This window comes from Mesorhizobium sp. M0243, assembly GCF_040321775.1.
Lineage (GTDB): Bacteria > Pseudomonadota > Alphaproteobacteria > Rhizobiales > Rhizobiaceae > Mesorhizobium.
The window spans coordinates 49,587-71,515 of the sequence record NZ_JAMYSF010000032.1 but is presented as its reverse complement, the minus strand read 5'-3'; the positions used below and the strand labels follow the sequence as shown (position 1 = coordinate 71,515).

General features: G+C 62.5%; 24 protein-coding genes and 1 pseudogene. 14 read left to right on the top strand and 11 right to left on the bottom strand.

The window, feature by feature from the left end; all coding sequences use genetic code 11:
* Positions 1-254: 254 nt before the first annotated feature.
* From NKJ11_RS29250 to NKJ11_RS29240, 3 genes are all read right to left on the bottom strand, one after another.
* Positions 255-1,688: an aldehyde dehydrogenase family protein gene (locus NKJ11_RS29250; protein WP_352794832.1), complete on the bottom strand. Its 1,434-nt coding sequence runs from the start codon at positions 1,686-1,688 to the stop codon at positions 255-257.
* Between the two features lie 159 nt (positions 1,689-1,847).
* A complete protein-coding gene (locus NKJ11_RS29245) occupies positions 1,848-2,231 on the bottom strand; it encodes an ACT domain-containing protein (protein ID WP_023809332.1) in 384 nt (127 codons plus the stop codon).
* A 15-nt stretch (positions 2,232-2,246) separates the two neighbouring features.
* Positions 2,247-2,726: a GNAT family N-acetyltransferase gene (locus NKJ11_RS29240; protein ID WP_128305590.1), complete on the bottom strand. Its 480-nt coding sequence runs from the start codon at positions 2,724-2,726 to the stop codon at positions 2,247-2,249.
* Between the two features lie 313 nt (positions 2,727-3,039).
* On the opposite strand from NKJ11_RS29240, the pseudogene NKJ11_RS29235 reads away from it, so the two are divergent.
* From NKJ11_RS29235 to NKJ11_RS29225, 3 genes and pseudogenes are all read left to right on the top strand, one after another.
* Positions 3,040-3,156: pseudogene (locus NKJ11_RS29235) on the top strand (cation transporter); the annotation flags it as partial.
* A gap of 371 nt (positions 3,157-3,527) precedes the next feature.
* Positions 3,528-3,905, top strand: a complete 378-nt coding sequence (locus NKJ11_RS29230; RefSeq protein ID WP_023809335.1) for an ester cyclase — start codon at positions 3,528-3,530, stop codon at positions 3,903-3,905.
* 139 nt (positions 3,906-4,044) lie between these two features.
* On the top strand, positions 4,045-5,100 hold the full coding sequence (locus tag NKJ11_RS29225) for a YeiH family protein (protein ID WP_128305589.1): 1,056 nt from the start codon (positions 4,045-4,047) through the stop codon (positions 5,098-5,100).
* Between the two features lie 12 nt (positions 5,101-5,112).
* Here the strand turns inward: NKJ11_RS29225 and msrC are convergent, their stop codons facing one another.
* The 3 genes from msrC to NKJ11_RS29210 form a co-directional block, all read right to left on the bottom strand.
* Positions 5,113-5,610, bottom strand: coding sequence for a free L-methionine (R)-S-oxide reductase MsrC (msrC, locus tag NKJ11_RS29220; RefSeq protein WP_127271638.1), 498 nt, complete (start codon positions 5,608-5,610; stop codon positions 5,113-5,115).
* A 259-nt stretch (positions 5,611-5,869) separates the two neighbouring features.
* Complete coding sequence (gene groL, locus NKJ11_RS29215; RefSeq protein WP_128305588.1) at positions 5,870-7,498, bottom strand: chaperonin GroEL; 1,629 nt, start codon at positions 7,496-7,498, stop codon at positions 5,870-5,872.
* Positions 7,499-7,531: 33 nt separating this feature from the next.
* Entirely contained in the window at positions 7,532-7,894 is a 363-nt protein-coding gene (locus tag NKJ11_RS29210; protein ID WP_023809340.1) for a co-chaperone GroES, read from the bottom strand.
* Between the two features lie 250 nt (positions 7,895-8,144).
* On the opposite strand from NKJ11_RS29210, the gene NKJ11_RS29205 reads away from it, so the two are divergent.
* Both NKJ11_RS29205 and NKJ11_RS29200 read left to right on the top strand, forming a co-directional pair.
* Positions 8,145-8,393, top strand: coding sequence for a hypothetical protein (locus NKJ11_RS29205; protein WP_023760015.1), 249 nt, complete (start codon positions 8,145-8,147; stop codon positions 8,391-8,393).
* The gene (locus NKJ11_RS29200; RefSeq protein ID WP_023809341.1) at positions 8,390-8,656 is read left to right on the top strand and encodes a DUF1488 family protein; all 267 of its coding nucleotides are present in this window, start codon (positions 8,390-8,392) and stop codon (positions 8,654-8,656) included. The genes NKJ11_RS29205 and NKJ11_RS29200 overlap by 4 nt, the downstream gene beginning before the upstream one ends.
* Positions 8,657-8,684: 28 nt before the next feature.
* On the opposite strand, the gene NKJ11_RS29195 is transcribed toward NKJ11_RS29200, so the two are convergent.
* Positions 8,685-8,876 (bottom strand): hypothetical protein, encoded by a 192-nt coding sequence (locus NKJ11_RS29195; RefSeq protein ID WP_023809342.1) that lies wholly within the window; start codon positions 8,874-8,876, stop codon positions 8,685-8,687.
* A gap of 5 nt (positions 8,877-8,881) precedes the next feature.
* On the bottom strand, positions 8,882-9,085 hold the full coding sequence (locus tag NKJ11_RS29190) for a hypothetical protein (RefSeq protein ID WP_023809343.1): 204 nt from the start codon (positions 9,083-9,085) through the stop codon (positions 8,882-8,884).
* 619 nt (positions 9,086-9,704) lie between these two features.
* Between NKJ11_RS29190 and NKJ11_RS29185 the strand changes: the two genes are divergently transcribed.
* From NKJ11_RS29185 to NKJ11_RS29165, 5 genes are all read left to right on the top strand, one after another.
* A complete protein-coding gene (locus tag NKJ11_RS29185) occupies positions 9,705-10,748 on the top strand; it encodes a LacI family DNA-binding transcriptional regulator (protein ID WP_352610837.1) in 1,044 nt (347 codons plus the stop codon).
* Between the two features lie 63 nt (positions 10,749-10,811).
* Complete coding sequence (locus NKJ11_RS29180) at positions 10,812-12,059, top strand: ABC transporter substrate-binding protein (protein ID WP_128305584.1); 1,248 nt, start codon at positions 10,812-10,814, stop codon at positions 12,057-12,059.
* Positions 12,060-12,259: 200 nt separating this feature from the next.
* A complete protein-coding gene (locus NKJ11_RS29175) occupies positions 12,260-13,186 on the top strand; it encodes a carbohydrate ABC transporter permease (protein WP_352610838.1) in 927 nt (308 codons plus the stop codon).
* Positions 13,186-14,043: a carbohydrate ABC transporter permease gene (locus NKJ11_RS29170; RefSeq protein ID WP_127294878.1), complete on the top strand. Its 858-nt coding sequence runs from the start codon at positions 13,186-13,188 to the stop codon at positions 14,041-14,043. The genes NKJ11_RS29175 and NKJ11_RS29170 overlap by 1 nt, the downstream gene beginning before the upstream one ends.
* A gap of 23 nt (positions 14,044-14,066) precedes the next feature.
* The gene (locus NKJ11_RS29165) at positions 14,067-16,046 is read left to right on the top strand and encodes a glycoside hydrolase family 127 protein (protein WP_352794831.1); all 1,980 of its coding nucleotides are present in this window, start codon (positions 14,067-14,069) and stop codon (positions 16,044-16,046) included.
* Here the strand turns inward: NKJ11_RS29165 and NKJ11_RS29160 are convergent.
* Together NKJ11_RS29160 and NKJ11_RS29155 are read right to left on the bottom strand one after the other, a co-directional pair.
* Complete coding sequence (locus NKJ11_RS29160; protein WP_023809349.1) at positions 16,033-17,184, bottom strand: acyltransferase family protein; 1,152 nt, start codon at positions 17,182-17,184, stop codon at positions 16,033-16,035. The two genes, NKJ11_RS29165 and NKJ11_RS29160, sit on opposite strands and share 14 nt — an antisense overlap.
* A 196-nt stretch (positions 17,185-17,380) precedes the next feature.
* A complete protein-coding gene (locus NKJ11_RS29155) occupies positions 17,381-18,109 on the bottom strand; it encodes a gamma-glutamylcyclotransferase (RefSeq protein WP_352610840.1) in 729 nt (242 codons plus the stop codon).
* A 158-nt stretch (positions 18,110-18,267) separates the two neighbouring features.
* Here NKJ11_RS29155 and NKJ11_RS29150 point away from each other — a divergent pair, with 158 nt between their 5' ends.
* The gene (locus tag NKJ11_RS29150; RefSeq protein ID WP_352581201.1) at positions 18,268-18,960 is read left to right on the top strand and encodes a DUF2270 domain-containing protein; all 693 of its coding nucleotides are present in this window, start codon (positions 18,268-18,270) and stop codon (positions 18,958-18,960) included.
* Positions 18,961-19,058: 98 nt separating this feature from the next.
* Here the strand turns inward: NKJ11_RS29150 and NKJ11_RS29145 are convergent, their stop codons facing one another.
* On the bottom strand, positions 19,059-19,202 hold the full coding sequence (locus NKJ11_RS29145; protein ID WP_023809352.1) for a hypothetical protein: 144 nt from the start codon (positions 19,200-19,202) through the stop codon (positions 19,059-19,061).
* 441 nt (positions 19,203-19,643) lie between these two features.
* Between NKJ11_RS29145 and NKJ11_RS29140 the strand changes: the two genes are divergently transcribed.
* The 3 genes from NKJ11_RS29140 to NKJ11_RS29130 all read left to right on the top strand — a co-directional run bounded on the left by NKJ11_RS29140 (position 19,644) and on the right by NKJ11_RS29130 (position 21,916).
* The gene (locus tag NKJ11_RS29140) at positions 19,644-20,087 is read left to right on the top strand and encodes an SRPBCC family protein (RefSeq protein WP_023809353.1); all 444 of its coding nucleotides are present in this window, start codon (positions 19,644-19,646) and stop codon (positions 20,085-20,087) included.
* Positions 20,088-20,250: 163 nt separating this feature from the next.
* A complete protein-coding gene (locus tag NKJ11_RS29135) occupies positions 20,251-21,399 on the top strand; it encodes an amidohydrolase (RefSeq protein WP_128305578.1) in 1,149 nt (382 codons plus the stop codon).
* A 43-nt stretch (positions 21,400-21,442) separates the two neighbouring features.
* Positions 21,443-21,916, top strand: a complete 474-nt coding sequence (locus NKJ11_RS29130) for a VOC family protein (protein ID WP_352794833.1) — start codon at positions 21,443-21,445, stop codon at positions 21,914-21,916.
* The last annotated feature ends 13 nt before the right edge of the window (positions 21,917-21,929 follow it).

Here is a 21,929-nt window from a genome sequence, read left to right as displayed (position 1 = left end):
GGCGACTTCGCCAAGCCAAGGTCCGGGCGGCCGCCCGGACCTTGGCTCAATCGCTCTAATCCCACGAAATCTCTCTCGTGTAGATACAAGGTGGCTCGGCGAAGCCGAGACGGAGCGGGGGCGGCGCGGCCTTAGGTGATTTAGAGGGAACTTGCCAGCGTCGCAGCCCCCTCTCCGACCGCTTCGCGGCCACCTCTCCCCCGCTTTGCGAGGGCGAGGAACCCAAGTCCTGAAAGTCGCCGCCAGTACCCCGCCTACTCTGCCGCCTCATACCCTGCGATGCCCTTGATCTCGAGGAAATCCTCGAGCCCGTATTCGGCATACTCGCGGCCATTGCCCGACTGCTTGTAGCCGCCGAACGGCAGGCCGGCGTCCCATTGGGGATAGTTGATGTAGACATTGCCGGTGCGCATGCGCGCCGCGACTTCGCGCGCCTTCTTCATGTCCTTGGCCTGGATGTAGGAGGCAAGGCCATAGACGGTGTCGTTGGCGGTCTCGACCACCTCGTCGACGCTGTCGTAGGGCATGATCGCCAGCACCGGCCCAAAGATCTCCTCGCGCGCGATGCGCATGTCGTGGGTGACGTCGGCGAACACCGTCGGCCTGACATAGTAGCCGCGGTTAAGCTCGGCCGGCCGGCCTGGGCCGCCCGCCACCAGCGTCGCACCTTCATCGATGCCGGCCTGGATCAGGTCCTGGATCTTGTCGAACTGAACCTGGCTGACGACCGGGCCAAGCTTGGTGCCGGCGGCGTCAGCGGGGCCGACGGTGAACTTTTCCGCCGCGGCCTTGGCATAGCCGGCCGCCTCTTCATGGCGGTCGCGCGGCACGAACATGCGCGTCGGCGCGTTGCAGGACTGGCCGCTGTTGCTGAAGCAGCCGGCGACGCCCTTGCTGACGGCGCTTGCGAGGTCGACATCCCCGAACAGGATGTTGGCCGACTTGCCGCCAAGCTCCTGGTGCACGCGCTTGACCGTATCGGCGGCGGCCTTGGCCACCAGGATGCCGGCGCGGGTCGAGCCGGTGAATGACATCATGTCGATGTCGGGATGGCTGGACAGCGCCTGGCCGACGCCGGGACCGTCGCCATTGACGAGGTTGAAGACGCCCTTCGGCACGCCGGCCTCGTCCAGGATTTCGGCGAAGATGATGGCGTCGAGCGGCGCGATCTCGGAGGGCTTCAGCACCATGGTGCAGCCAGCAGCAAGCGCCGGACCGACCTTGCAGGTGATCTGGTTGAGCGGCCAGTTCCACGGCGTGATCAGCCCGACGACGCCGATCGGCTCCTTGACCACCAGATGGTTGCCCTTGACGTGGCGGAATTCGAAACTCTTCAGCACGTCGGCCATCTTCTGCAGATGCGCAAGACCGATGCCGACCTGGCTGTCCAACGCCATCTGGCGCGGCGCACCCATCTCGCGGGACACAGCGACGGCAAGATCGCCACTGCGCTTCTTGTAGACCGCGATGATGCGGTTCAGCAGGTCGAGCCGCTCACCAACCTCTGTAAAACCAAAGCTGTTGAAGGCGCGCTTGGCGGCAGCCACCGCCCTGTCGACATCGGCCTTGGAGCCTAGCGAAATCTGCGCAAAGGCGTCCTCATTCGAGGGATCTATGACGTCCAATGTGTTGGGCACAACAGGATCGACCCACGCGCCATCGATATAGAATTGCAGATTGTGTGACATGGTTTTCTCCTTGGCCGCATGGCCGCGCCGGGCCGTCATATCTGGCTGGAGATAACGATGCACAAACGCCGCTGTCAAACGCAACCCCCGAAGTCGTTGAGCCAGTGCGGCAGTGATTGAGCCAGAGCGGTTGGGCCAGCGAGTAGTGGTGAGGATGGACTACAGCAAGATATGCCCGGCCTCGACCAGAAACCGCCTCGCGGCGGCCTGATCCGTCGCTTTCACCAACAGATGGTCACCATCGAAAGTGGACACCAGGAAGATGCCCAACCCGTTTTCCGACAACGGCCTGATAACCGACAGCACGATACCGGTTTCATCGAAGGCAAACGGGCCCTCGAGTTTGAAGGCCACCCAGTCGATATCCTGCTTGACGGCATGCGGCACGCGGTCCTGCAAGCAAACGATCGAAAGCTCGTCGTCAGTCCTTGTGATGCTGACGAAGCCTGGCCCGTCCGCCCAACCGGGAATGATCTCGCCCGCCTCCAGCCGGGAAACCGCGTAAAGCCCTAGGAGTTGCTTAAGCCTGACCCTGGCAGCCATTATCGAACTCCTTCGTCAGATTGCCGGTAATCCCGCGAGCCTCTTGCTCATATAGACCGTCATGCCGCCCATGAACGGCTCTTCCCGATCGATGACATAGCCCTGCCTCTTGTAGAGCGACACATTCGCCTCGAAGGCGCCATTGGTCAGCAGGCGAAGCTCGGCACGTCCTGCTTCGATTGCCTTGCGCTCGGCCAGCTCCAGCAACAGCCGGCCAATCCCTCTCCCCTGCGCATCCGGTGCCACGCAGACATTCTCGATCCAGAGGTGATCTGCGGCCAGGATGGTTTCGATCATCCCGACAATGCCGCCATCCTCGACGGCGAGATCGAACGGATGCTCGGCAACAGCCTTGTCGTAGTCGGCGCGCATAGGCAGCGGCTCGCGGCCGATCACCGGCACCCATTTGACATAGGCGGCACGAACGATATCCCGGATCGCGGTGGCGTCAGCGGGCTCGGCGGGCCGAAGCCGGATAGAAGAATTGTTGGTCATCAAAGTGCTCCAGATATGAAAACCCCCGCCGGCGGTGTCGCGGGCGGGGCTGGAAACGAACGAACCGGATCTATCCTGCCGGTCTTTGTCGTCGCGCAATCAGTCTGCCGCTCCGCACTGTGCAGGTGCGGCGTCGCTTGGTGTTGGTGGGCGCGAGGACGAACATGGCGCCAAGCTGGAACATGATGCGTGGCGCTGTCAAGGCGGCTGCTCGATCGGTAATGTCTCATGTCATGGAATCGCTGCGGGCCTTGCGATAAACGGCAATTGATCGATGGACAAAATATGACCGGAACGCTGAACAAGGGTGCGGATGGTTGCCATCCTGAACCTGGCCTATTTCGGGATCGAGTTTGCCGTAGCCGTCTGGATCGGATCGGCATCGCTGTTCGCGGACAGCATCGATTTTCTGGAGGACGCATCCGACAATCACCGCCGCCGCCGTCGAGATGCAGGGACGCGCGGCAAGCAACAATTACTGGGCCAGTTTCTCCCTCCCCGCGCAACACAGCCTGACCGCGCCTTCGGGAATCGTTGCCCCCGGCGGCCGGTGGCGGCGCAATGCCCGGCCAATGGAACACCCTCCATCGCCGTCGCCGATATCCACACAAATCCGGCGGACCCGGCCCGGCCTTGGCGGCGGACGGGAATCTATCAGCCGCATCTGGTGGACGACGACCAGCGGAGCAACGACCGCGGCATGTTCTAGGCGGCGCGCCGGCAGGCGATGTCGCATCTGGACTGCACCCGCAGTCGTTCTATCTTTTTGCTCGACCCAGACCAAGCACCGGAGCCATCGCCGTGACCGTTACCGACCTCTATCGAGGCTACATCGCCTGCCTCAACAATCAGGATTGGCAAAATCTGCATCGCTTCGTCCATGACGAGGTCCACTACAATGGCGACCGCGTCAGGCTGGCGGGGTACCGCGAAATGCTGGAGCGCGATTTTCGGGAGATCCCAGACCTCTATTTCGACATCCAACTGCAAATCGCCGAACCGCCGTTCATAGCCAGCCGGCTCCAGTTCAACTGCACGCCGAAGGGAACCTTCTTCGGCCTGCCCATCAACGGCCGGAAGATCTCCTTCAGTGAGAACGTCTTCTATGAATTCCTCGACGACACAATCAGGAACGTCTGGTCGGTGATCGACAAGGCGGCGATCGAAGCGCAGCTTTAATCCAGGTCGGCCAGAAGATGACGCACAGCCAATGCCCGACCGATCGTTCGTAAAAACCGATCATTATGACGAAAATAATTCGTTGGAAAGATTATTTGAGGAATGGCATTCCTCCGGCACACCCGTCCGGAGCATTGCATTGTCTTCCATTTCCCACTTCGCGAACGATATTCCGAAAAGCGCTTTTCCTGCCGATCTGACACCAGGACGGAAATCCCTCAACTGGAATGGCATCGTCCCCGGCATCGTCTTGGTCACGATGATCACTGCGGTCGCCTTCTCGGCCCGCAATGTCTCCGGCTTCGCCTTGTTCAGCCCGATGATCCTGGCCGTCGTTGCCGGCATGATCTACTCCAACGTGCTGGGCACACCGGTGCACGCCAAAGCCGGTATCGCATTCTCGCAAAGGCGCCTGTTGCGCTTCGCCATCGTGCTGCTCGGCTTCCAGCTGACGCTCGGCCAAGTCGTCTCGATCGGCGCCGGCGGCGTCGGCATTGTCGCGGCCACGCTTGGTGCCACCTTCGTTTTCACCATCACGCTCGGTCGGCTGATCGGCGTCGACGCCAAGCTGGCGCAGCTGATCGCCGCCGGCACCTCGATCTGCGGCGCCTCGGCTATCGTCGCCACCAACATCGTCACCGATGCGCGCGACGAGGACGTCACCTACGCCGTCGCCTCGATCACCTTGTTCGGCACCGTCGCCATGCTCGGCTTCCCGCTCATGGCGCCCATGCTCGGCCTCGACCAGCACGCTTTCGGCCTGTGGGCCGGCGCCTCGATCCATGAAGTGGCGCAAGTCATCGGCGCCGGCTTCCAGAACGGCACCCAGTCCGGCGAGATCGCCACCGTCGCCAAGCTGACCCGCGTCGCCATGCTGGCGCCGATGGTCGTCGCGCTCGGCCTGATGGCGCGCCGCAGGAGCAGCAGTGAGGTGGCGGCGCGGCCGCCCATGCCGTGGTTCGTCGCCGCCTTCGTCGCCATCGTGGCGCTGAACAGCCTCGTCACCGTGCCGGCCGAGGTGAAATCGGCAATGGCGCTCGCCACCACCATCATGCTGACCATGGGGCTGGCCGCCATGGGCCTGCAGGCCGACATCTCGCAGTTGCGCTCACGCGGCCTGCGCCCCTTGGCGCTCGCCTTCTCGGCCTTCCTGTTCATCGGCTGCTTCAGCCTGCTGCTGGTGAAATTCGCCTAGTCTAAACCGGGCCTAGTCCTCGAACGAACTCGACGCGGCATAGATCGCCGCCAGCGTCTCGATGCCGGCCTGGTCGGCCTTGTCGAAGCGGCCGGGCAGCGGACTGTCGAGATCGAGCACGCCGAAGACGCCTTCATCGTCCTCGAGCAGCACCACCAGTTCCGAGCGCGAGTCGGCATCGCAGGCGATGTGACCGGGAAAATCATGCACGTCCTTGATCAGCATCGAGGTGCCGAGTTCGACCGCCGTTCCGCACACGCCCTTGCCGACGGCGATGCGCACACAGGCCGGCTTGCCCTGGAACGGCCCGAGCACCATTTCCTCGTCCGACTGCAGGAAATAGAACCCGGCCCAGTTGAGGTCCGGCACCATCTGGAAGATGAGTGCTGCGGTGTTGGCCGCATTGGCGATCGAATCGCGCTCGCCGTCGAGCAGCGCCTTAAGCTGAGTGGCGAGGTCGCGGTAGAACGCGGCCTTGTCTGAGGTATCGATGGCCTTGGCCGCAAACATGAACGTGTCTCCGTATCGAGGATAGCGGTTCGTCCGATCGCTTCACAAAGTCCCGGCGAGCTCCGCAACCAGGACGGCCGCCTGCACAGTCTAGCGTGGATTGCGTCCCCTCCGAAAGCCGCAAGATCAGGGGTGCCTCCCGGCGCTGAGCCGGACGGCAAGGCAGCTATGCGTAAACTTTGCGATCATCTTGAGAATCATGACGGCCCCGATCGGGGCCGTCATTCACCTCTCAAACAGATCGGACAAGTCCCGGGTTTTAGTAGCCGCCCATACCGCCACCGCCGCCCGCCGGGGCAGCGTCTTTCGGCGGAACGTCGGTGATCATCGCTTCGGCGGTGATCAGAAGGGCCGCGATCGAACCGGCATCCTGCAGTGCGGTGCGCACCACTTTCGCCGGATCGACGATGCCTGCCTTGATCATGTCGACATAGACCTCGTTCTGGGCGTCAAAACCCTGATTGTGGTCCTTGCTGTCGGTGAGCTTGCCGACGACGATCGAGCCCTCGACGCCGGAATTCTCGGCGATCTGGCGGATCGGCGCTTCGAGCGCCCGCAGCACGATCGTGATGCCGGCCGTGACATCGGCATTGGCGCCGGTCAGGCCGCCAAGCACCGAGCGGGCACGCAGCAGAGCCACGCCGCCGCCGGGCACGATGCCTTCCTCGACCGCCGCGCGGGTGGCGTTCAGCGCATCGTCGATGCGGTCCTTCTTTTCCTTGACTTCCGACTCGGTGACGCCGCCGACGCGGATGACGGCTACGCCGCCGGCGAGCTTGGCCAGCCGCTCCTGCAGCTTCTCCTTGTCGTAGTCGGAGGTCGTCTCCTCGATCTGGCCCTTGATCTGGGCGACGCGCGCCTGGATCGTCGCCTTGGTGCCGGCACCGTCGATGATCGTGGTGGTGTCTTTCTCGATCAGCACACGCTTGGCGCGGCCGAGCATCTCGATGGTGACGTTTTCAAGCTTGATGCCGAGGTCCTCGGAGATCATCTGGCCTGATGTCAGCACGGCGATGTCTTCCAGCATCGCCTTGCGGCGATCGCCGAAGCCCGGCGCCTTGACGGCCGCGACCTTGAGGCCGCCGCGCAGCTTGTTGACGACCAGCGTCGCCAGAGCCTCGCCCTCGACGTCCTCGGAGATGATCAGCAGCGGCCTGCCGCTCTGCACCACCGCTTCGAGGATCGGCAGCATCGCCTGCAGATTGCCAAGCTTCTTCTCGTGGATGAGGATGTAGGGCTCTTCCAGCTCGACGCGCATCTTGTCGGCATTGGTGACGAAATAGGGCGAGAGATAGCCGCGGTCGAACTGCATGCCTTCGACGACATCGAGTTCGGTCTCTGCGGTCTTGGCTTCCTCGACGGTGATGACGCCGTCATTGCCGACCTTGTCCATCGCCTTGGCGATCATCTCGCCGACGCTGGCATCGCCATTGGCGGCGATGGTGCCGACCTGTGCGATCTCGGCCGACGACTTGACCTTCTTGGCGCGCGCCTGGATTTCCTTGACCACGGCGGAAACCGCCTGGTCGATGCCGCGCTTCAAATCCATGGGGTTCATGCCGGCGGCGACCAGCTTGGCGCCTTCGCGCAGGATCGAGGCGGCCAGCACCGTGGCGGTGGTGGTGCCGTCACCGGCGAGGTCGTTGGTCTTCGAGGCCACTTCGCGCACCATCTGGGCGCCCATGTTCTCGAACTTGTCGGCAAGCTCGATTTCCTTGGCGACGGTGACGCCGTCCTTGGTGATGCGCGGCGCGCCATAGGCCTTGTCGATGATGACGTTGCGGCCCTTGGGGCCGAGCGTGACCTTCACCGCATTGGTGAGGATCTCGACGCCGCGTAGCATGCGGTCGCGCGCATCGGTGGAGAATTTGATTTCCTTGGCAGACATGATTTTTATCCAGTTCGTTCGGAGAAAATGAGGTCAGGCAGCTTTCTTGGCGGCCACGGTCTTGTCGGTTGCAGCCGTCTCGCCCTTGTCGATGATCCCGGTCTCGCTCTTGTCGATGACGCCCATGATGTCGGCTTCCTTCATGATCAGAAGGTCCTCGCCGTCGATCTTGACCTCGGTGCCCGACCATTTGCCGAACAGGATGAAGTCGCCGGCTTTGACGTCGAGCGGAACAAGCGCGCCGTTTTCGTCGCGTGCGCCAGGCCCGACGGCGATGACTTCGCCCTCCTGCGGCTTTTCCTTGGCAGTGTCGGGGATGATGATCCCGCCCTTGGATTTGATATCGCCTTCGGCGCGACGAATGACGACGCGGTCGTGGAGTGGCCGAAATTTCATGGGAACTTTCTTTCTGGGGCCGGCACAGGCGGCCACGCCCCTCCTCTATAGACGCGTTGGCACTCGATAGATAGGAGTGCCAAAAATTATTCGCGGACCACATTAAATATTCAAAAGTATTATTTCGGCTGGCCGTTTCGTGATATCCGCAGAATGTCAAATAATTCAAAAGATTGAATTTTGCCGATCGAGTGCCTATTTATCGGACAAGTTCACTTTCACGATTTCAGGCACAAGGGAGATTTCTTCGATGGCCGAAGGCAATCAGACGATCATGGAAAAAGCTGAAGCCCGCTTTGTCGACAAGCAAAAGAAGACAGCGGAGAAAAACAAGGCGACCGCCGAATATATGTCCGAGGCAAGAGCCAGGGAGATCAAGACGGCAAGGCTGAGGGAGCTTCGGTTGGCCAAGGAAGAGGCCGATCGTGTCGCCGAGGCCCTCAATCCGACGCCGAAGAAGAAGCGGGTGACCAAGAAAGCCACGGAGGCCAAGACATGAGCCTCACCTTTCCCAACCGCAGCCGCAGCTATGACGAAGCGGGCCAGCGCATTCGTTTCGTTGGCCATGACGGCATGTTTCAGATCTCGTTTTCCGTCGCTGCCGACGCCATGGCCAAGATGCGGCCGGGCACAGCTGCCGATGAAGCCGGTTATCTCCAGACATTCGACACCGAGAGCAGCGCCATCCGCGAGGTGGCGTCGAAGGCCTATGACCGCACCCGCAAGAGCATGTATGTGCTGACGGCGGCCGATTTCGGCTGAAATGGCGGCGAGTTGGCGCTGACCGCGATCAGGTCTTGCGCTCGGCCCTTTCGCGGCGTCTGACGTCGCGGACATTCATCTGCACGACCATGTCCTCGGCCTCGCGCGGCCCCATCCCGACCATCACCTTTTGCCGGACAACCGCAGGCTGGCCGGTGAAGACATCGATGATGCTCCAGCTCTGGGGAAGCTCCATGCGCAGCGTGTAGCGGTTGGCCATGGCGGTCAGCCTTGCATCGTGAAAAACACGGCGCCCAGGATCAGCACCGTCCAGGCGACGACCGACAGTTTCAGCACCATGCCGCCATGCACGGCCAGAAGCTTCCGCAGGTGCGGCACACCTGCCGACGAGACCGGTGCCGCCGCCAAGGCGACAGGGGCCTTGAGGCCAAGTTTTCCAAAGACGGGCAGCAGCGACGGTTCACGCACGAAAGGCCTCGAATGTCAGGGAAAAGCGAAGCAACTACGCTCGCACCCCTTCCATAGCACTCTTTTCGCGAGCGCCTGCATGCCAAATTCAAGACAGGATTGCTTTGACGGCCAGTCCGTACTGCCTTCGCAACACACAATCTATTCGTGGGAACTGACTGCGCCCGGGGCAGATTGGGACGCCAAATTTTGGGGGCCTCGCCTCGGGATCGAACCGAGGCTTCAGAGATTTGCCGTCTCCCGAGGGATTGTTCAGAATTTTCGGATCGAGTTTCAGAGCGTTCGCCAGCCAACCTTGCCGGGTCTCGCTTCCGGCGCAGAGTTGCGATCCTTCACGCCCCAAGCGGCAGCCCGCCCCGTCTCGACCGAGGGCCTCCAGCACTGCGACTGACGTTCTTCCCCAGAGCTACGCGCTTCCGAGGCTGCTTTTACCCCGCGTTGCATTTTGGAGGAGAGGAGCGGAGGCCAACCAACTTTTCCCCTTGAACAGCGATTCGATCTGGCTTAGCTTCTTCTGAGAAAAGGTTTTCCCAAACAATCGTCGTCGGGCTCGGCCACCTGCCGGGCCTCATCCGGCTCGGTAAGAGAAAACCTTTTCCCAACCAAGGATCTCGGCGCGATGCCATCGGACGATCTGCCTGTTCCGGTCTTTTCCAAGCCAGTCACCTTGCGTGACGTGGCCGCCCAGGCCGGAGTCAGCGTCGCCACCGCATCCAAGGCGCTCAACGGCCAGGGCCGGATGACAGCCGAGACGCGCGAACGCATTCGCGAGACCGCCCGGCGGCTTGGCTTCCGGCCCAACAGCCTGGCGCAAAGCCTGCTCCGGCGCCGCAGCTTCACCGTCGGCCTGCTCACCAACGATACCTATGGCCGCTTCTCGCTGCCGCTGATGTCGGGCATTTCGGACGCGCTGGTCGACAATGGCGTCTCGGTGTTCCTGTGCAATGTCGAGGAGGATCCGCGGCTGGGCCAGATGCATGTCGACGCCATGCTCGACAAGCGCGTGGACGGCATCATCGCCACCGGCAAGCGCATCGATCGCCATCTCCCCGTCGACCTCTCCAATCTGCGCGTCCCGGTGATCTATGCTTTCACGCAGCCAGATCCCGACGCCGTCGCTTTCGTCTCGGACGATGTTGGCGGCGCCCGGCTGGCCGTCGAGCATTTCTGCCGGCTGGGCCGCAAGCGCATCGCCCACGTCACCGGGCCGGCGAGCTTTGCCGTGGTGCACGCGCGCGTCCAGGCTTACCGCGACGTGCTCGTCGAAAACGGCCTGACGGTCAGCGAGCCGCTGCTCGGCTCCTGGTCGGAAGCCTGGGGTCACCAGGCGGTTGCGCAACTGTTTGACGGCAAAAGCGAAAGGCCGGACGCGGTCTTCTGCGGCAACGACCAGATCGCGCGCGGCGTCATCGATGCTCTGCGCGAACGCGGGCTCGACGTCCCCAGGGATGTCGGCGTCATCGGTTTCGACAATTGGGAGATCGTGGCCGAGGCGACGCGCCCGCCGCTGACCTCTGTCGACATGAACCTGGTCGCGCTCGGGCGCGAGGCCGGGTTGACCCTGCTTTCGCTGGTCGGCGGCAAGCCCGCCGCGCCAGGCATTCGAAAACTGCCGTGCCGGCTGGTGGTGCGGCAGTCATGCGGCCATCCGCCGGGTGGCTGAAAACGAAGCGCCGCGCAATCGGCGCCAAGCCGCGGCCCGCGGCCAACCTTGGAGGAGGAGAACATGAGGAACCTGATTGCCAAACTGACCCTGGCCGCTGCTGTTTTGGGTGGCGGTCTCGGCACTGCCGCCGCCGAGACGGCCAACATCTGGGTGCGCGCCGACGGCTCGAATTTCATGCCGAGGATCGTCGATGCCTACAACAAGGCGCACACCAACCAGGTCAAGCTCGACATTATTCCCAATGCCGAGATCATCCCGAAATACGGTGCCGCGGCCGCCGGCGGCACGGCGCCCGACGCGCTGTCGCTCGACCTGATCTACACGCCGTCCTTCGCCGCAGCCGGCCAATTGGAGGACATCACCGACTGGGCAAAGTCCCTGCCCTATTTTGCCAGCTTGTCGCCGGCGCATGTGAAGACCGGAACCTACAAGGATCACATTTACGGGCTGCCGTTCTCCGCCGACGCCTCGGTGCTGATCTGGAACAAGAAGCTGTTCAAGCAGGCCGGCCTCGACCCCGAAAAAGGTCCGGCCAACTGGGCCGAGATCGCGGCCGATGCCGAGAAGGTCAACGCGCTCGGCGGCAACATCAAGGGCTTCTACTTCTCCGGCAATTGCGGCGGCTGCAACATCTTCACTTTCACACCCCTGATCTGGGCGTCGGGCGGCGACATCCTGAGCGAAGACGGCTCGAAGGCGACGCTGGACAGCCCGCAGCTGCGCGGCGCCATCGATCTCTACCGCTCGATGGTCAAGAAGGATCTGGTGCCGGCGGGCGCGCAGACCGATACCGGCGCCAACTTCTTTGCGGCATTTGCCGCCGGCAATATCGGCATCTCGCCATCCGGCGCCTTCGCCATCGGCGCGCTCAACACCCAGTATCCCGATATCGATTACGGCGTCACCTTCCTGCCGGGCAAGGACAGCGGCTGGTCGTCCTTTGCCGGCGGCGACAATTTCGTCGTCACCAAGGGCACCACGAAACTGCCGGTGGTGAAGGAGTTCCTCGATTTCGCCTATTCGCTCGAGGGCCAGACCATCCTCGCCAAATACGGCAGCCTGCCGGTGCGCGGCGACATCGCCAAGGAGGCGCTGAAGGATCTCGATCCGCGCTACCAGATCGCCGCCGAGGCCATGGCCAAGGGCAAGACACCCTATTCGGTGGTGTTCAACGACCTGATCAACTCCGCCAACGGGCCGTGGACGCAGATGATCAACGAGGTCTTCTTCGGCGACGATGTCGATGGCGCCATAGCCAACGCACAAGAGACGATGCAGTCGATCATCGACCAGGCGCCGCAAAAATAAGCGGCCGCCTTCCGGCCGCCCGCCTGTCTCCCTGGGCGGGTGGCCGGCGCGTTCTTTACCCTCCCCCTTGTGGGGAGGGTCGCTGCAAAGCAGCGGGGTGGGGGTCAGCGCCAGTACCCCCCACCCGGACCTTCGGTCCGACCTCCCCACAAGGGGGAGGTGGGGCGGCCAACTGTATCCGACGGAAGAACAGGCACGGCATGAGCTCTATCACAACCGCAGCAAGCCCCGCCCCGCCCAGCGCCCGCAGGGTCGCCAGCCGCCAACAATGGATCGGCCTGCTCTATGTCGCGCCGGCTGTCGCGCTGGTCATCGTCTTTTTCCTGATCCCGCTCGGCATGACGGCGTGGATGTCGCTACACAATTGGCCGCTGATGGGCGAGCACAGCTATATCGGCCTCGGCAATTACGTCGCCATCCTGCGCGACACCAGGTTCTGGAACGCGCTGCGCTTCACCGCCTTCTACACGGTGATCGTCACCATCGCGATCTTCGTGGTGGCCTTTCCGCTGGCGCTGTTCGTCGAACGGCCGCGGCCGCTGACCAATCTCTACCGCACCATGTTCTTCATGCCGGCGGTTGTCGGTTTCGCCTCGGCCAGCCTGCTCTGGTCGTGGTTGCTGAATGTCGATTCCGGCCTGTTCAGCCCGGCCGCTTACGACCTCGGACTGATCGACAGGAAGTTCAACCTTCTGGCCACCTTTCAGCCGGCCTTCTGGTCGATCATCGCCATGGTCGTCTGGAAGGTCGCCGGCTTCACCATGATCATCCTGATGGCCGGCCTGCAATCGATCCCGCAGGACCTGCAGGAGGCGGCCGTCATCGACGGTGCCGGGCCTTTCGCCAGGTTCAGGGCGATCACCTTGCCGCTGATGCGTCGCACGCTGGCGCTGGCGCTGATCCTGTCGGTCGCCGGCTCGATCCTCGCCTTCGACCAATTCTACATCATCCTGCGCGGCGGCCCGCGCAACCAGACGCTGACGGCGGTCTACTGGATCTTCAACCAGTCCTTCGTGTCGTTCAAGCTCGGCTATGGCGCGGCACTTTCCATGGTGCTGCTGGTTATCCTGGTGGCGCTCAGCCTCGTCCAGCTATGGTTGTTGCGCAAGCCGGAGGGTCTCGACTGATGGCGCAGGCCGCCTCCCGTAGCCGCCGGCTCCTGAGCCGCGTCGCAGAGCATTCGACCGGCATCATCGCCTCGGTGCTGTTTGCCGCGCCGATTGTTTGGGCGGTGCTGTCGGCGTTCAAGCCGGCGGCCGAAGCACGCCTGCCGCCGCTGCCGCCCTGGCCGACGTCGGGGTTCTCGCTGGAGAACTATGCCACGCTCAACAGCTTCGGTGACGGGCTGTGGGCTTCGGCGCAAAACAGCATCTATGTCTCGGTGATGACCGTCGTGCTCTCGGTCGCCGTCAGCGTGCTGGCCGGCTACGGCTTTTCGCGCTTTCGGTTTCCGTTCAAGGACCTGTTCTTTATCCTCATCCTGTCGACGATCATGATCCCGTTCCAGTCGATCCTGACGCCGATCTTCCTGGTGCTGACCAAGCTTGGCCTGCACAACACCCTGACCGGCCTGGTCGGCGTCTATGTGACGCTGCAACTGCCGTTCTCGATCTTCATGATGCGCAACGCCTTCGACGCCGTGCCGCGCGAAATCGAGGAGGCCGCCCGCATGGACGGTGCCAGCAATCTCACAATGCTTTTGAAGGTGATGCTGCCGCTGGTCTGGCCGGGCGTCGTCACCATCGCCCTGTTTGCCTTCCTCGGCGCCTGGAACGAATTCCTCGCCGCCCTCGTGCTGATGACCGACCAATCCAAGTTCACGCTGCCGGTGATGATGACCGCACTGCAGTCGGGCCGCTTCGGCGCCATCGACTGGGGCGCGGTGCAGGCTGGCGTCACCGTGATGATGGTGCCGTGCCTGATCCTGTTCCTGGCGCTGCAGCGCTTCTACATCCGCGGCCTGATGGCCGGGGCCGTCAAATAGACAGACCGAATGGAGTAAGTTTCATGACCGCATCGCCATCCGCAAAAACCGGAAAACCGAAGCTCGCCTTCCGCCCGCTGCCGGTGCCGCAGGTCGACGTGCACGGCTTCTGGGGCGACCGCGCCGACGCTGTCGCCACACGCACCGCCGACATCCTCTACGAGCGCTGCGTCGAGGCCCGCATGCTGGAGCAGATCGATCCGGGCCGCCCCTCGCCCGGCATAATCATCCCCTTTCACTCGCCCTCTCCCGACGAAGCCGATCGCCAGGGCGCAGAATTCACCGGATCGACGGTGACCACGCAGATGTTCTGGGATTCCGATCTCGGCAAGACGATCGAGACCGCGGCCTATTCGCTTTACCGGCGCAAAAACCCCGAACTGGAGAAGAAGATCGATGCCGTCACCGACATGTATGGCAAGCTGCAGCAGGAGGACGGCTATCTCTCGAGCTGGTATCAGCGCATCCAGCCCGGCAAGCGCTGGACCAATCTGCGCGACTGCCACGAACTCTATTGCGCCGGCCACCTGATCGAGGGCGCGGTCGCCTACTACCAGGCGACGGGAAAACGCAAGCTGCTCGATATCATGTGCCGCTATGCCGACCATATCGCGTCGGTGCTCGGCCCCGAGCCCGGCAAGAAGAAGGGCTATTGCGGTCATGAGGAGATCGAGCTGGCACTGGTCAAGCTGGCGCGGGTGACCGGCGAGCGGAAATACATGGAGCTGGCCAAATACTTCATCGACCAGCGCGGGCAGCAGCCACATTATTTCGACGAGGAGGCCCGCGCCCGCGGCGCCGACCCGAAGGCCTATCATTTCAAGACCTATGAATACAGCCAGTCGCACATCCCGGTGCGCGAACAGCACAAGGTCGTCGGCCATGCGGTCAGAGCGATGTACCTCTATTCGGGCATGGCCGACATCGCCACTGAATATGGCGACGACACGCTGCGGTCGGCACTCGACCTTCTGTGGGACGATCTCACCACCAAGAGCCTCTATATCACCGGCGGACTGGGACCATCGGCGCACAATGAGGGGTTCACCAGCGACTACGACCTGCCCAACGAGAGCGCCTATGCCGAGACCTGTGCAGCGGTGGGCCTGGTGTTCTGGGCCAGCCGCATGCTCGGCATGGGGCCGAACGCGCGCTACGCCGACATGATGGAACGCGCCCTCTACAACGGTTCGATCTCGGGCCTGTCGCTCGACGGCTCGCTGTTTTTCTACGAGAATCCATTGGAAAGCCGGGGCAAGCACAACAGGTGGAAATGGCACCGCTGCCCGTGCTGCCCACCCAATATCGGGCGCATGGTCGCCTCGATCGGCAGCTATTTCTACAGCCTGGCCGACGATGCGTTGGCCATCCACCTCTATGGCGACTCGACAGCTCGCTTCGACATATCAGGCACACCGGTGAGCTTGACGCAGGCAAGCCGCTATCCCTGGGACGGCGCCGTCGAGATCACGCTCGAGCCGCAGGCGCCGGTCGAATTTACCTTGCACCTGCGCATTCCCGCCTGGAGCGCCAGTGCCCAGTTGAAGGTGAACGGCGAGGCCATCAAGCCGGCTGAGATCACCAGCGACGGCTACGCCGCGATCAAGCGAACATGGACGAAGGGCGATGATGTCCGGCTCGATCTCGAAATGCCGATCGAGCGGCTCTATGCCAACCCGCAGGTGCGCCAGGATGCCGGCCGCGTCGCGCTGTCACGCGGCCCGCTGATCTATTGCGTCGAGGCATCAGACAATGACAGCCAGCCGCATCGCCTGACGCTGCCGCGGACGGCCACCATCGAAGCGCAGCAGCGGCCGGAACTTCTCGGCGGCGTGGTGACGCTGTCGACCGCGGCACTTGCCGATGTCCCCGACGGCTGGCAGGACGGGCTCTACAGGCCCGAGCCGCCGACCACCGCCGAGACGCGCCTGACCGCCATTCCCTATTTCGCCTGGGACAACCGCGAGCCCGGCGAAATGCTGGTGTGGCTCAGGGACGGCTGAACGAGGTCGGTCTATGGGCGATGACCGATCCAAGCTCAGCCGCGGTCGATGCCGCAGTTTCGGGCTTTCGGTCCATATAGCGCAGACGCAGGCGCAGGAATGGCGCCTCGACGCAGGTGTAGCTGAGATAGCCGATCGGGATCGTCGCCACGAAGCACAATGCGGACCAGAGGCATGCGACGTAGAAATTGCTGATGCTCATGACATTCGTGTCTATGAACGCCGCCAATTGCATGACGAAGAACAGGTGCAGAAGATAGATCGAATAGCTGTAGGCCCCCGCCTTCTCCAGTATCCTGAACGGCGGGCTTGTTCGCTTTTTCGAAAAGCTCGTGTCGTAGTAGGCGATGCCGAATGAATAGGCTGCCGCCTCCAGGGTCGGCAGGATGATCCATATCCAATGAGGCGACGGATAGCGGCCCAGTTGGTAAAATCCGCCGGCTGCATCGAACCACCAGAAGAACCCCGAAAAAGCCATGAGAACGGCCAGCGCCAGCCAGTGTTGGTTCTTCGCGTGGGCACGCAGGTGGAAGGCAAGAATGCCGGCCAGGAACTGATCCGCATGGCCTATGATGGTTACGGACGCCGCCGACTGCACTTCGCCGATCTGCACATACAGGACGGACCTCAGCACAATGGCTGCCGCGATGAATAGCAAGGGCGCGAACACAAACCGCCTGGATGCCATCAGCAAGAACGGCAGCAACAGGTAGAAGTGCGCTTCGATCGTTACCGACCAGCCGCCATTCGGGAGGGTGGGAAAAAGAAACCCCAATCCGACGCCCGTGAAATACCCGTCGAGGGACTGTCCGGCCAGGTACCTGCGGCAAGCCTCGATACATATCACGACCAGCAGAAGCGGAAGCAGCCTGAGGGCCCTGTTGGCAAAGAAGGGCAGATAGTTGATCTGCTTTCCATCGAGCAGCTTGGCGAACAGGTACCCGGAAAGCGCCATGAACAGGGAAACGCCAGTATGCCCTTCATCCAGAACGCTGAAGAGGGGAAGAGCCGGCACGAAGTCATAAGGCACCGGGCCTTCAGGAGACGCATGAAGGAAATGCCAGGAAAAGACAAGAAAGGCCGCCAGGCCACGAACATGATCCAGCGCTGGGTAATGCTCTCCGGTCGAGGATTTCATGATTTGCCCACGCGCACCGTGTCCTGCGCCGGTGTTCAGGTCATCGTTGGGCCAGAACTGTTTTCAATTCATTAAACCCTCACTGCGGAGACTTTCGAAATCAGAGATTTGCTTCAAAAAGTGCTGTGGCCTGCAAACATCCGGGGCCAAACACGACTGAAGCGTGCCGCGTCTGAGCGGATCACTTCTGGGCGGATCACTTCTGGGCGATGGTCAGCCCGATCTCCACGGCCACCAATTCCTGCAACCGCCACAGATTGCGGTCGCGGATGCCGCAGGCTTCGAGGTGGCGGATCGTCTCGAAAAGATATTGCGCGCCCGAGCCCCAATGACCGGCGGCTGTCACCAGCGTCGCCGCGATCGCCTGCTTGTCGAGCTTGCCGGCATAACGCGGATTGGCGGGATCGACGACGAAGCCAAGCGCGCGACATGGGCCGCCTTCGGTCCTGACCTGCAGCCAGCGCGGCACGTTGACGGCGGGCAGGATGGTCATTTCGCGGCGCAGCAGCGCTTCGAGGTTAGCCGCCAGCGGCTCCGCGATCTCGAACACCATGCCCTGGCACTGGCCGCCGCGATCGAGCGCCATCATCAGGCCGGGCTGCTCGACCGTGCCGCGAAAACGCTGCACCGTGAAGCAGAACGAACGATGCCAGCCGCTGGCCACCGCGCGTTCTCCGCCCCTCACCTCGCCGGCGGGCTTCCACAACAGCGAGCCATAGGCAAATAGTTTCAGCGGCCCGGCCGGAGCGCCGGCCAGCACCTCGTCGCGGATGCGCGCATAGTCGGCATCGGTCATGTGAACCATGCCCGGCGTCGGCCCGGCATCCTCGACAGCACGCATGGTGCGCGCGATGAGATCCTCGGTCAGAGCCATCGGCGCCTTGCGCGGGACCCTCGATGATGCGGTGGAAATAGCCTTGCTCATCTTCGCGCTCCCAGCCCTACCGCCATGTTGCCGAAGGCTGAAGGATTCTCAAGGGCCGTGCAGCCGAGATAGATCACGAGTGGCCGATGCCGCTCTTGCGTGACGCGTCTTGGAACGATGTTGCCGGCAAACTGTTCTGTTCCTTGCCGGAGGATGCCATGAACGACGCGTCGGCAAAGCCCGCTGGCCCCGTCCTTTCATCGGCGGAGCGCGTCAACACGCTGTCCCATTTCCACCGCGCCGAGATCGCTCGCATGGCAGGATGGCGCGACCGGCTGGACAGGACAACCAACTGGGCAATCACGGTGGTGGCGGCGCTGCTTTCGGTATCGCTGTCGACGGCCAGTGCGCATCACGGCGTGCTGCTGTTCGCCATGCTGCTGATCCTGCTGCTGCTGTGGATCGAGGCGCGCCGCTATCGGTTCTTCGATTTCTATCGGGCGCGCGTACGCCAGTTCGAACGCCACTATTTCGCCCAGATCTTTTCCCCACAGCCCGACTTCGCCTCGGACTGGGTGCTCATCGTCGGCGAAGGCCTGCGCGCGCCGAAATTCCTGCTGTCGCAGCGCGTCGCGCTAGCCCGTCGGCTGCGGCGAAATTACATCTATCTGTTTCTGATCCTGTTGCTGGCCTGGGTGCTCAAGATATCCACACCCAGCCTTCAAACCGTGGGTGTCAGGGCCGGCTTTGCCGGCTCGCTTCGCGAGGCCCTAGACAGCGCCGCCCTTGGCCCCGTTCCTGGTGTGGCGATCGTGGTTGTTGTGGCCGCATTCTATGTCGGGTTGCTTGCCATCGTCTTTTTCACGGCCGATGACGACGGCGAACTGTCCTTTGGCGACGTCCATGTTTGACGTTGATGTCCGGCGACACGCCGCTGCAATGTCAACGGCGCCCCGCGGCGTTGACATCCGCCGGGACGTTTGGGGAACGGAAGACCCTGTCTTCGCGGCTAGATGCCGAAGAACTGCTTGCCAATCATGTAGCCCAGTGCCGCCACGACCAGCGGAAAAAGTGCCGGCGCGGCTTTGCCAAGAAGGGAGACCTGCTGGTCCTTCGCTGGCGTATGACGTGCATTGCCGAGATTCTTGGTCATTGCTTGCCTCAGGTTCGGAGGATTTATTAGCAAATGCTTATTAAAAGCATGGCCGCATTAACGGCCTGATAGGAAATCAACTCTGATCAGAGGCAAATTCTAATGATCGGCACTTGGACGGCAAAGACGCGCTGCCCTATTTAGCCCGTTCGAAGCATTGGCCGCGACGCGCGGCCGTTCGCGTCAATCGGTAAAACCGCGCCTGAACAACAAGATGGCTCAGGAACCCGATTTAGCAGGTGAACGCCAGCTCCAGAGCCGGTGCAGTTCGTCCGCCGCCTCGCCCGACAGGCGCGGGGTCGAACGGCATGCCTGTGGGTGACGCAGGCCGTGCGCCCTCAAAAAATTCGCAAACCCAAAAAATTCGCAAACCAATGTCGGACTGGCTAGCCTTCGTCCGTCCTTGGGGTATCGAACAGGCATTCATGAAAGGATCCAGCAATGCCCGGCACCGTACGTTTGCACCGCGTTCTGACGACCAGCCCGGAAAAGGTCTATCGCGCCTTCGTTGAAGCGGACGCGCTGGCCAAGTGGCTTCCGCCAAACGGCTTCACCTGCACGGTCCATAATTTCGAGGCAAAGGTCGGAGGCACGTTCAAGATGTCGTTCCGCAATTTCACCACCGGCGACAGCCACTCCTTCGGCGGCGAGTATCTCGAACTCGTTCCGGGCGAGCGCCTGCTTTACACCGACAGGTTCGACGATCCCAACCTGCCCGGCGAGATACGAGTGACCGTGGTCTTGAAAAAAGTGTCGGTCGGCACTGAAATCGACATCACCCAGGCGGGCATTCCGGACGTCATTCCGGTCGAGGCCTGCTATCTCGGCTGGCAGGAGTCGCTCAGAAATCTGGCAAAGCTCGTCGAGCCCGAGATCAATCAATAGGCTGAGAGTGGCTGGGAGAACGGTCGTTTCTGGCCTGCCGAAGCCCGAAACTTGGACTGTGGCGGGAACTGCCCTTTATCGCTAGCAATTCATCATTGCGTTTGACACCCCCTGTGACTGGACGTGTCAACGAAATGAAGAGTGCAGCGGAGGCTGAAAAAGCATGACTTTGACCAATCGAGACATTGTCGAACTAACCGAATGGCGGCGCAAGCTGCATCAGCAACCGGAAATCTCGAATGAAGAGGAGAAGACCGCAAAAGAGGTCGTCGCCTTCCTCGCCGATACGGGGCCGGACAAGGTGCTGACACAGCTCGGCGGGCACGGCGTCGCGGCCATATATGACAGCGGCAAAGCGGGGCCGACGGTGCTGTTCCGTTCGGAACTCGATGCCTTGCCTATCGAAGAACTTTCAGGCGTGCCGCATTCGTCGCGCGTACCGGGCAAGTCGCATATGTGCGGCCATGACGGACACACCGCGATCCTGGCATCCCTTGGCCGTCAGTTGGGGCGCGAGAGGCCTGCAAGCGGCCGCGTCGTGCTGATGTTCCAGCCGGCGGAGGAAACCGGCAATGGCGCGGCCGGCGTCGTCGCCGATCCGCGCTTCGGCGAGATCGTGCCGGATTTCGCTTTCTCATTGCACAACCTGCCCGGCGTGCCGTTCGGCGAGGTGCGGCTCAAAGCCGGCGTGGTCAACTGTGCATCACGCGGCATGCGCATCGTGCTGGAAGGCAAGACCGCCCATTCGTCCATGCCGGAGACCGGCATCTCGCCGATGCTGGCGATCAGTGAGCTGATGCCGGCGCTGCCGGCGCTCGGGCGCGGGACCTTCGCCGATAACGACTTCTCCATGCTGACGGTCACCCATGCCGCGATGGGCGAAGCCGTGTTCGGCATCGCGCCGGCTCACGCCGAGGTGTGGGCAACGCTGCGCACCCGGCGTGACGAGCGCATGGCAAACCTGTGCGCTGCTGCCGAAGCACTGGTCGCCAGGATCGCGGGCGAGCATCGCCTTTCCGTCCGCTGGGACTATCACGAGATCTTCGTCGCCAGCGTCAACGCGCCGGACGCGGTGGAGCATCTGCGGCGCGCGCTCGATGAAGAGGGCGTCGCGCACGGCGAAGAAGCCCTGCCGATGCGCGCCTCTGAAGATTTCGGCCTGTTCGGCCATAGTGCCAAGTCGGCGATGTTCTTCCTCGGTGCAGGCGAGCGGCACCCTGCCTTGCACAATCCCGACTATGACTTTCCCGACGACCTGATCCCGATCGGGTCAAGGATCTTCATGCGCACGGCACGTAATTTGCTGGGCTGACCTCCGCCAACTCTAACACCGAAAGGAACACGCAATGCCAACGATGCCAAAGAACACGATTTGCCTCTGGTTCGACAAGGACGCCGAGGCTGCGGCTCGCTTCTACGCGGAGACCTTTCCCGACACCAGGGTGGGCGCCGTTCACCGTGCGCCGAGCGACTTTCCGTCCGGCAAGAAAGGCGACGTGTTGACGGTCGAATTTACCGTTGCCGGCATTCCCTGCATCGGATTGAACGGCGGCTCCACATTCAAGCAGAGCGAGGCCTTCTCGTTCCAGATCGCCACCGACGATCAGCAGGAAACCGACCGCTACTGGAATGCCATCGTCGGCAATGGCGGCCAGGAGAGCGCGTGCGGCTGGTGCAAGGACAAATGGGCCGTGTCCTGGCAAATCACGCCGCGCACGTTGACCGAGGCCATGGCGGCCGGCGGCGAGGAAGCCAAACGCGCCTTTGATGCGATGATGGAGATGACGAAGATCGACGTCGCGGCGATCGATGCAGCCCGGCGCGGCTGACCTCGATCGCAGC

Bases quoted from the DNA above. Each gene is read 5' to 3' on its own strand.
- NKJ11_RS29200 (WP_023809341.1), top strand. From the start codon at position 8,390: ATGAGCCTCACCTTTCCCAACCGCAGCCGCAGCTATGACGAAGCGGGC.
- NKJ11_RS29175 (WP_352610838.1), top strand. From the start codon at position 12,260: ATGAGCTCTATCACAACCGCAGCAAGCCCCGCCCCGCCCAGCGCCCGC.
- NKJ11_RS29180 (WP_128305584.1), top strand. From the start codon at position 10,812: ATGAGGAACCTGATTGCCAAACTGACCCTGGCCGCTGCTGTTTTGGGT.
- NKJ11_RS29240 (WP_128305590.1), bottom strand. From the start codon at position 2,726: ATGACCAACAATTCTTCTATCCGGCTTCGGCCCGCCGAGCCCGCTGAC.
- NKJ11_RS29145 (WP_023809352.1), bottom strand. From the start codon at position 19,202: ATGACCAAGAATCTCGGCAATGCACGTCATACGCCAGCGAAGGACCAG.
- msrC (WP_127271638.1), bottom strand. From the start codon at position 5,610: ATGTTTGCGGCCAAGGCCATCGATACCTCAGACAAGGCCGCGTTCTAC.
- NKJ11_RS29135 (WP_128305578.1), top strand. From the start codon at position 20,251: ATGACTTTGACCAATCGAGACATTGTCGAACTAACCGAATGGCGGCGC.
- NKJ11_RS29140 (WP_023809353.1), top strand. From the start codon at position 19,644: ATGCCCGGCACCGTACGTTTGCACCGCGTTCTGACGACCAGCCCGGAA.
- NKJ11_RS29150 (WP_352581201.1), top strand. From the start codon at position 18,268: ATGAACGACGCGTCGGCAAAGCCCGCTGGCCCCGTCCTTTCATCGGCG.
- NKJ11_RS29195 (WP_023809342.1), bottom strand. From the start codon at position 8,876: ATGGCCAACCGCTACACGCTGCGCATGGAGCTTCCCCAGAGCTGGAGC.
- NKJ11_RS29250 (WP_352794832.1), bottom strand. From the start codon at position 1,688: ATGTCACACAATCTGCAATTCTATATCGATGGCGCGTGGGTCGATCCT.
- NKJ11_RS29170 (WP_127294878.1), top strand. From the start codon at position 13,186: ATGGCGCAGGCCGCCTCCCGTAGCCGCCGGCTCCTGAGCCGCGTCGCA.
- NKJ11_RS29155 (WP_352610840.1), bottom strand. From the start codon at position 18,109: ATGAGCAAGGCTATTTCCACCGCATCATCGAGGGTCCCGCGCAAGGCG.
- groL (WP_128305588.1), bottom strand. From the start codon at position 7,498: ATGTCTGCCAAGGAAATCAAATTCTCCACCGATGCGCGCGACCGCATG.
- NKJ11_RS29185 (WP_352610837.1), top strand. From the start codon at position 9,705: ATGCCATCGGACGATCTGCCTGTTCCGGTCTTTTCCAAGCCAGTCACC.
- NKJ11_RS29165 (WP_352794831.1), top strand. From the start codon at position 14,067: ATGACCGCATCGCCATCCGCAAAAACCGGAAAACCGAAGCTCGCCTTC.
- NKJ11_RS29205 (WP_023760015.1), top strand. From the start codon at position 8,145: ATGGCCGAAGGCAATCAGACGATCATGGAAAAAGCTGAAGCCCGCTTT.
- NKJ11_RS29245 (WP_023809332.1), bottom strand. From the start codon at position 2,231: ATGGCTGCCAGGGTCAGGCTTAAGCAACTCCTAGGGCTTTACGCGGTT.
- NKJ11_RS29130 (WP_352794833.1), top strand. From the start codon at position 21,443: ATGCCAAAGAACACGATTTGCCTCTGGTTCGACAAGGACGCCGAGGCT.
- NKJ11_RS29160 (WP_023809349.1), bottom strand. From the start codon at position 17,184: ATGAAATCCTCGACCGGAGAGCATTACCCAGCGCTGGATCATGTTCGT.
- NKJ11_RS29210 (WP_023809340.1), bottom strand. From the start codon at position 7,894: ATGAAATTTCGGCCACTCCACGACCGCGTCGTCATTCGTCGCGCCGAA.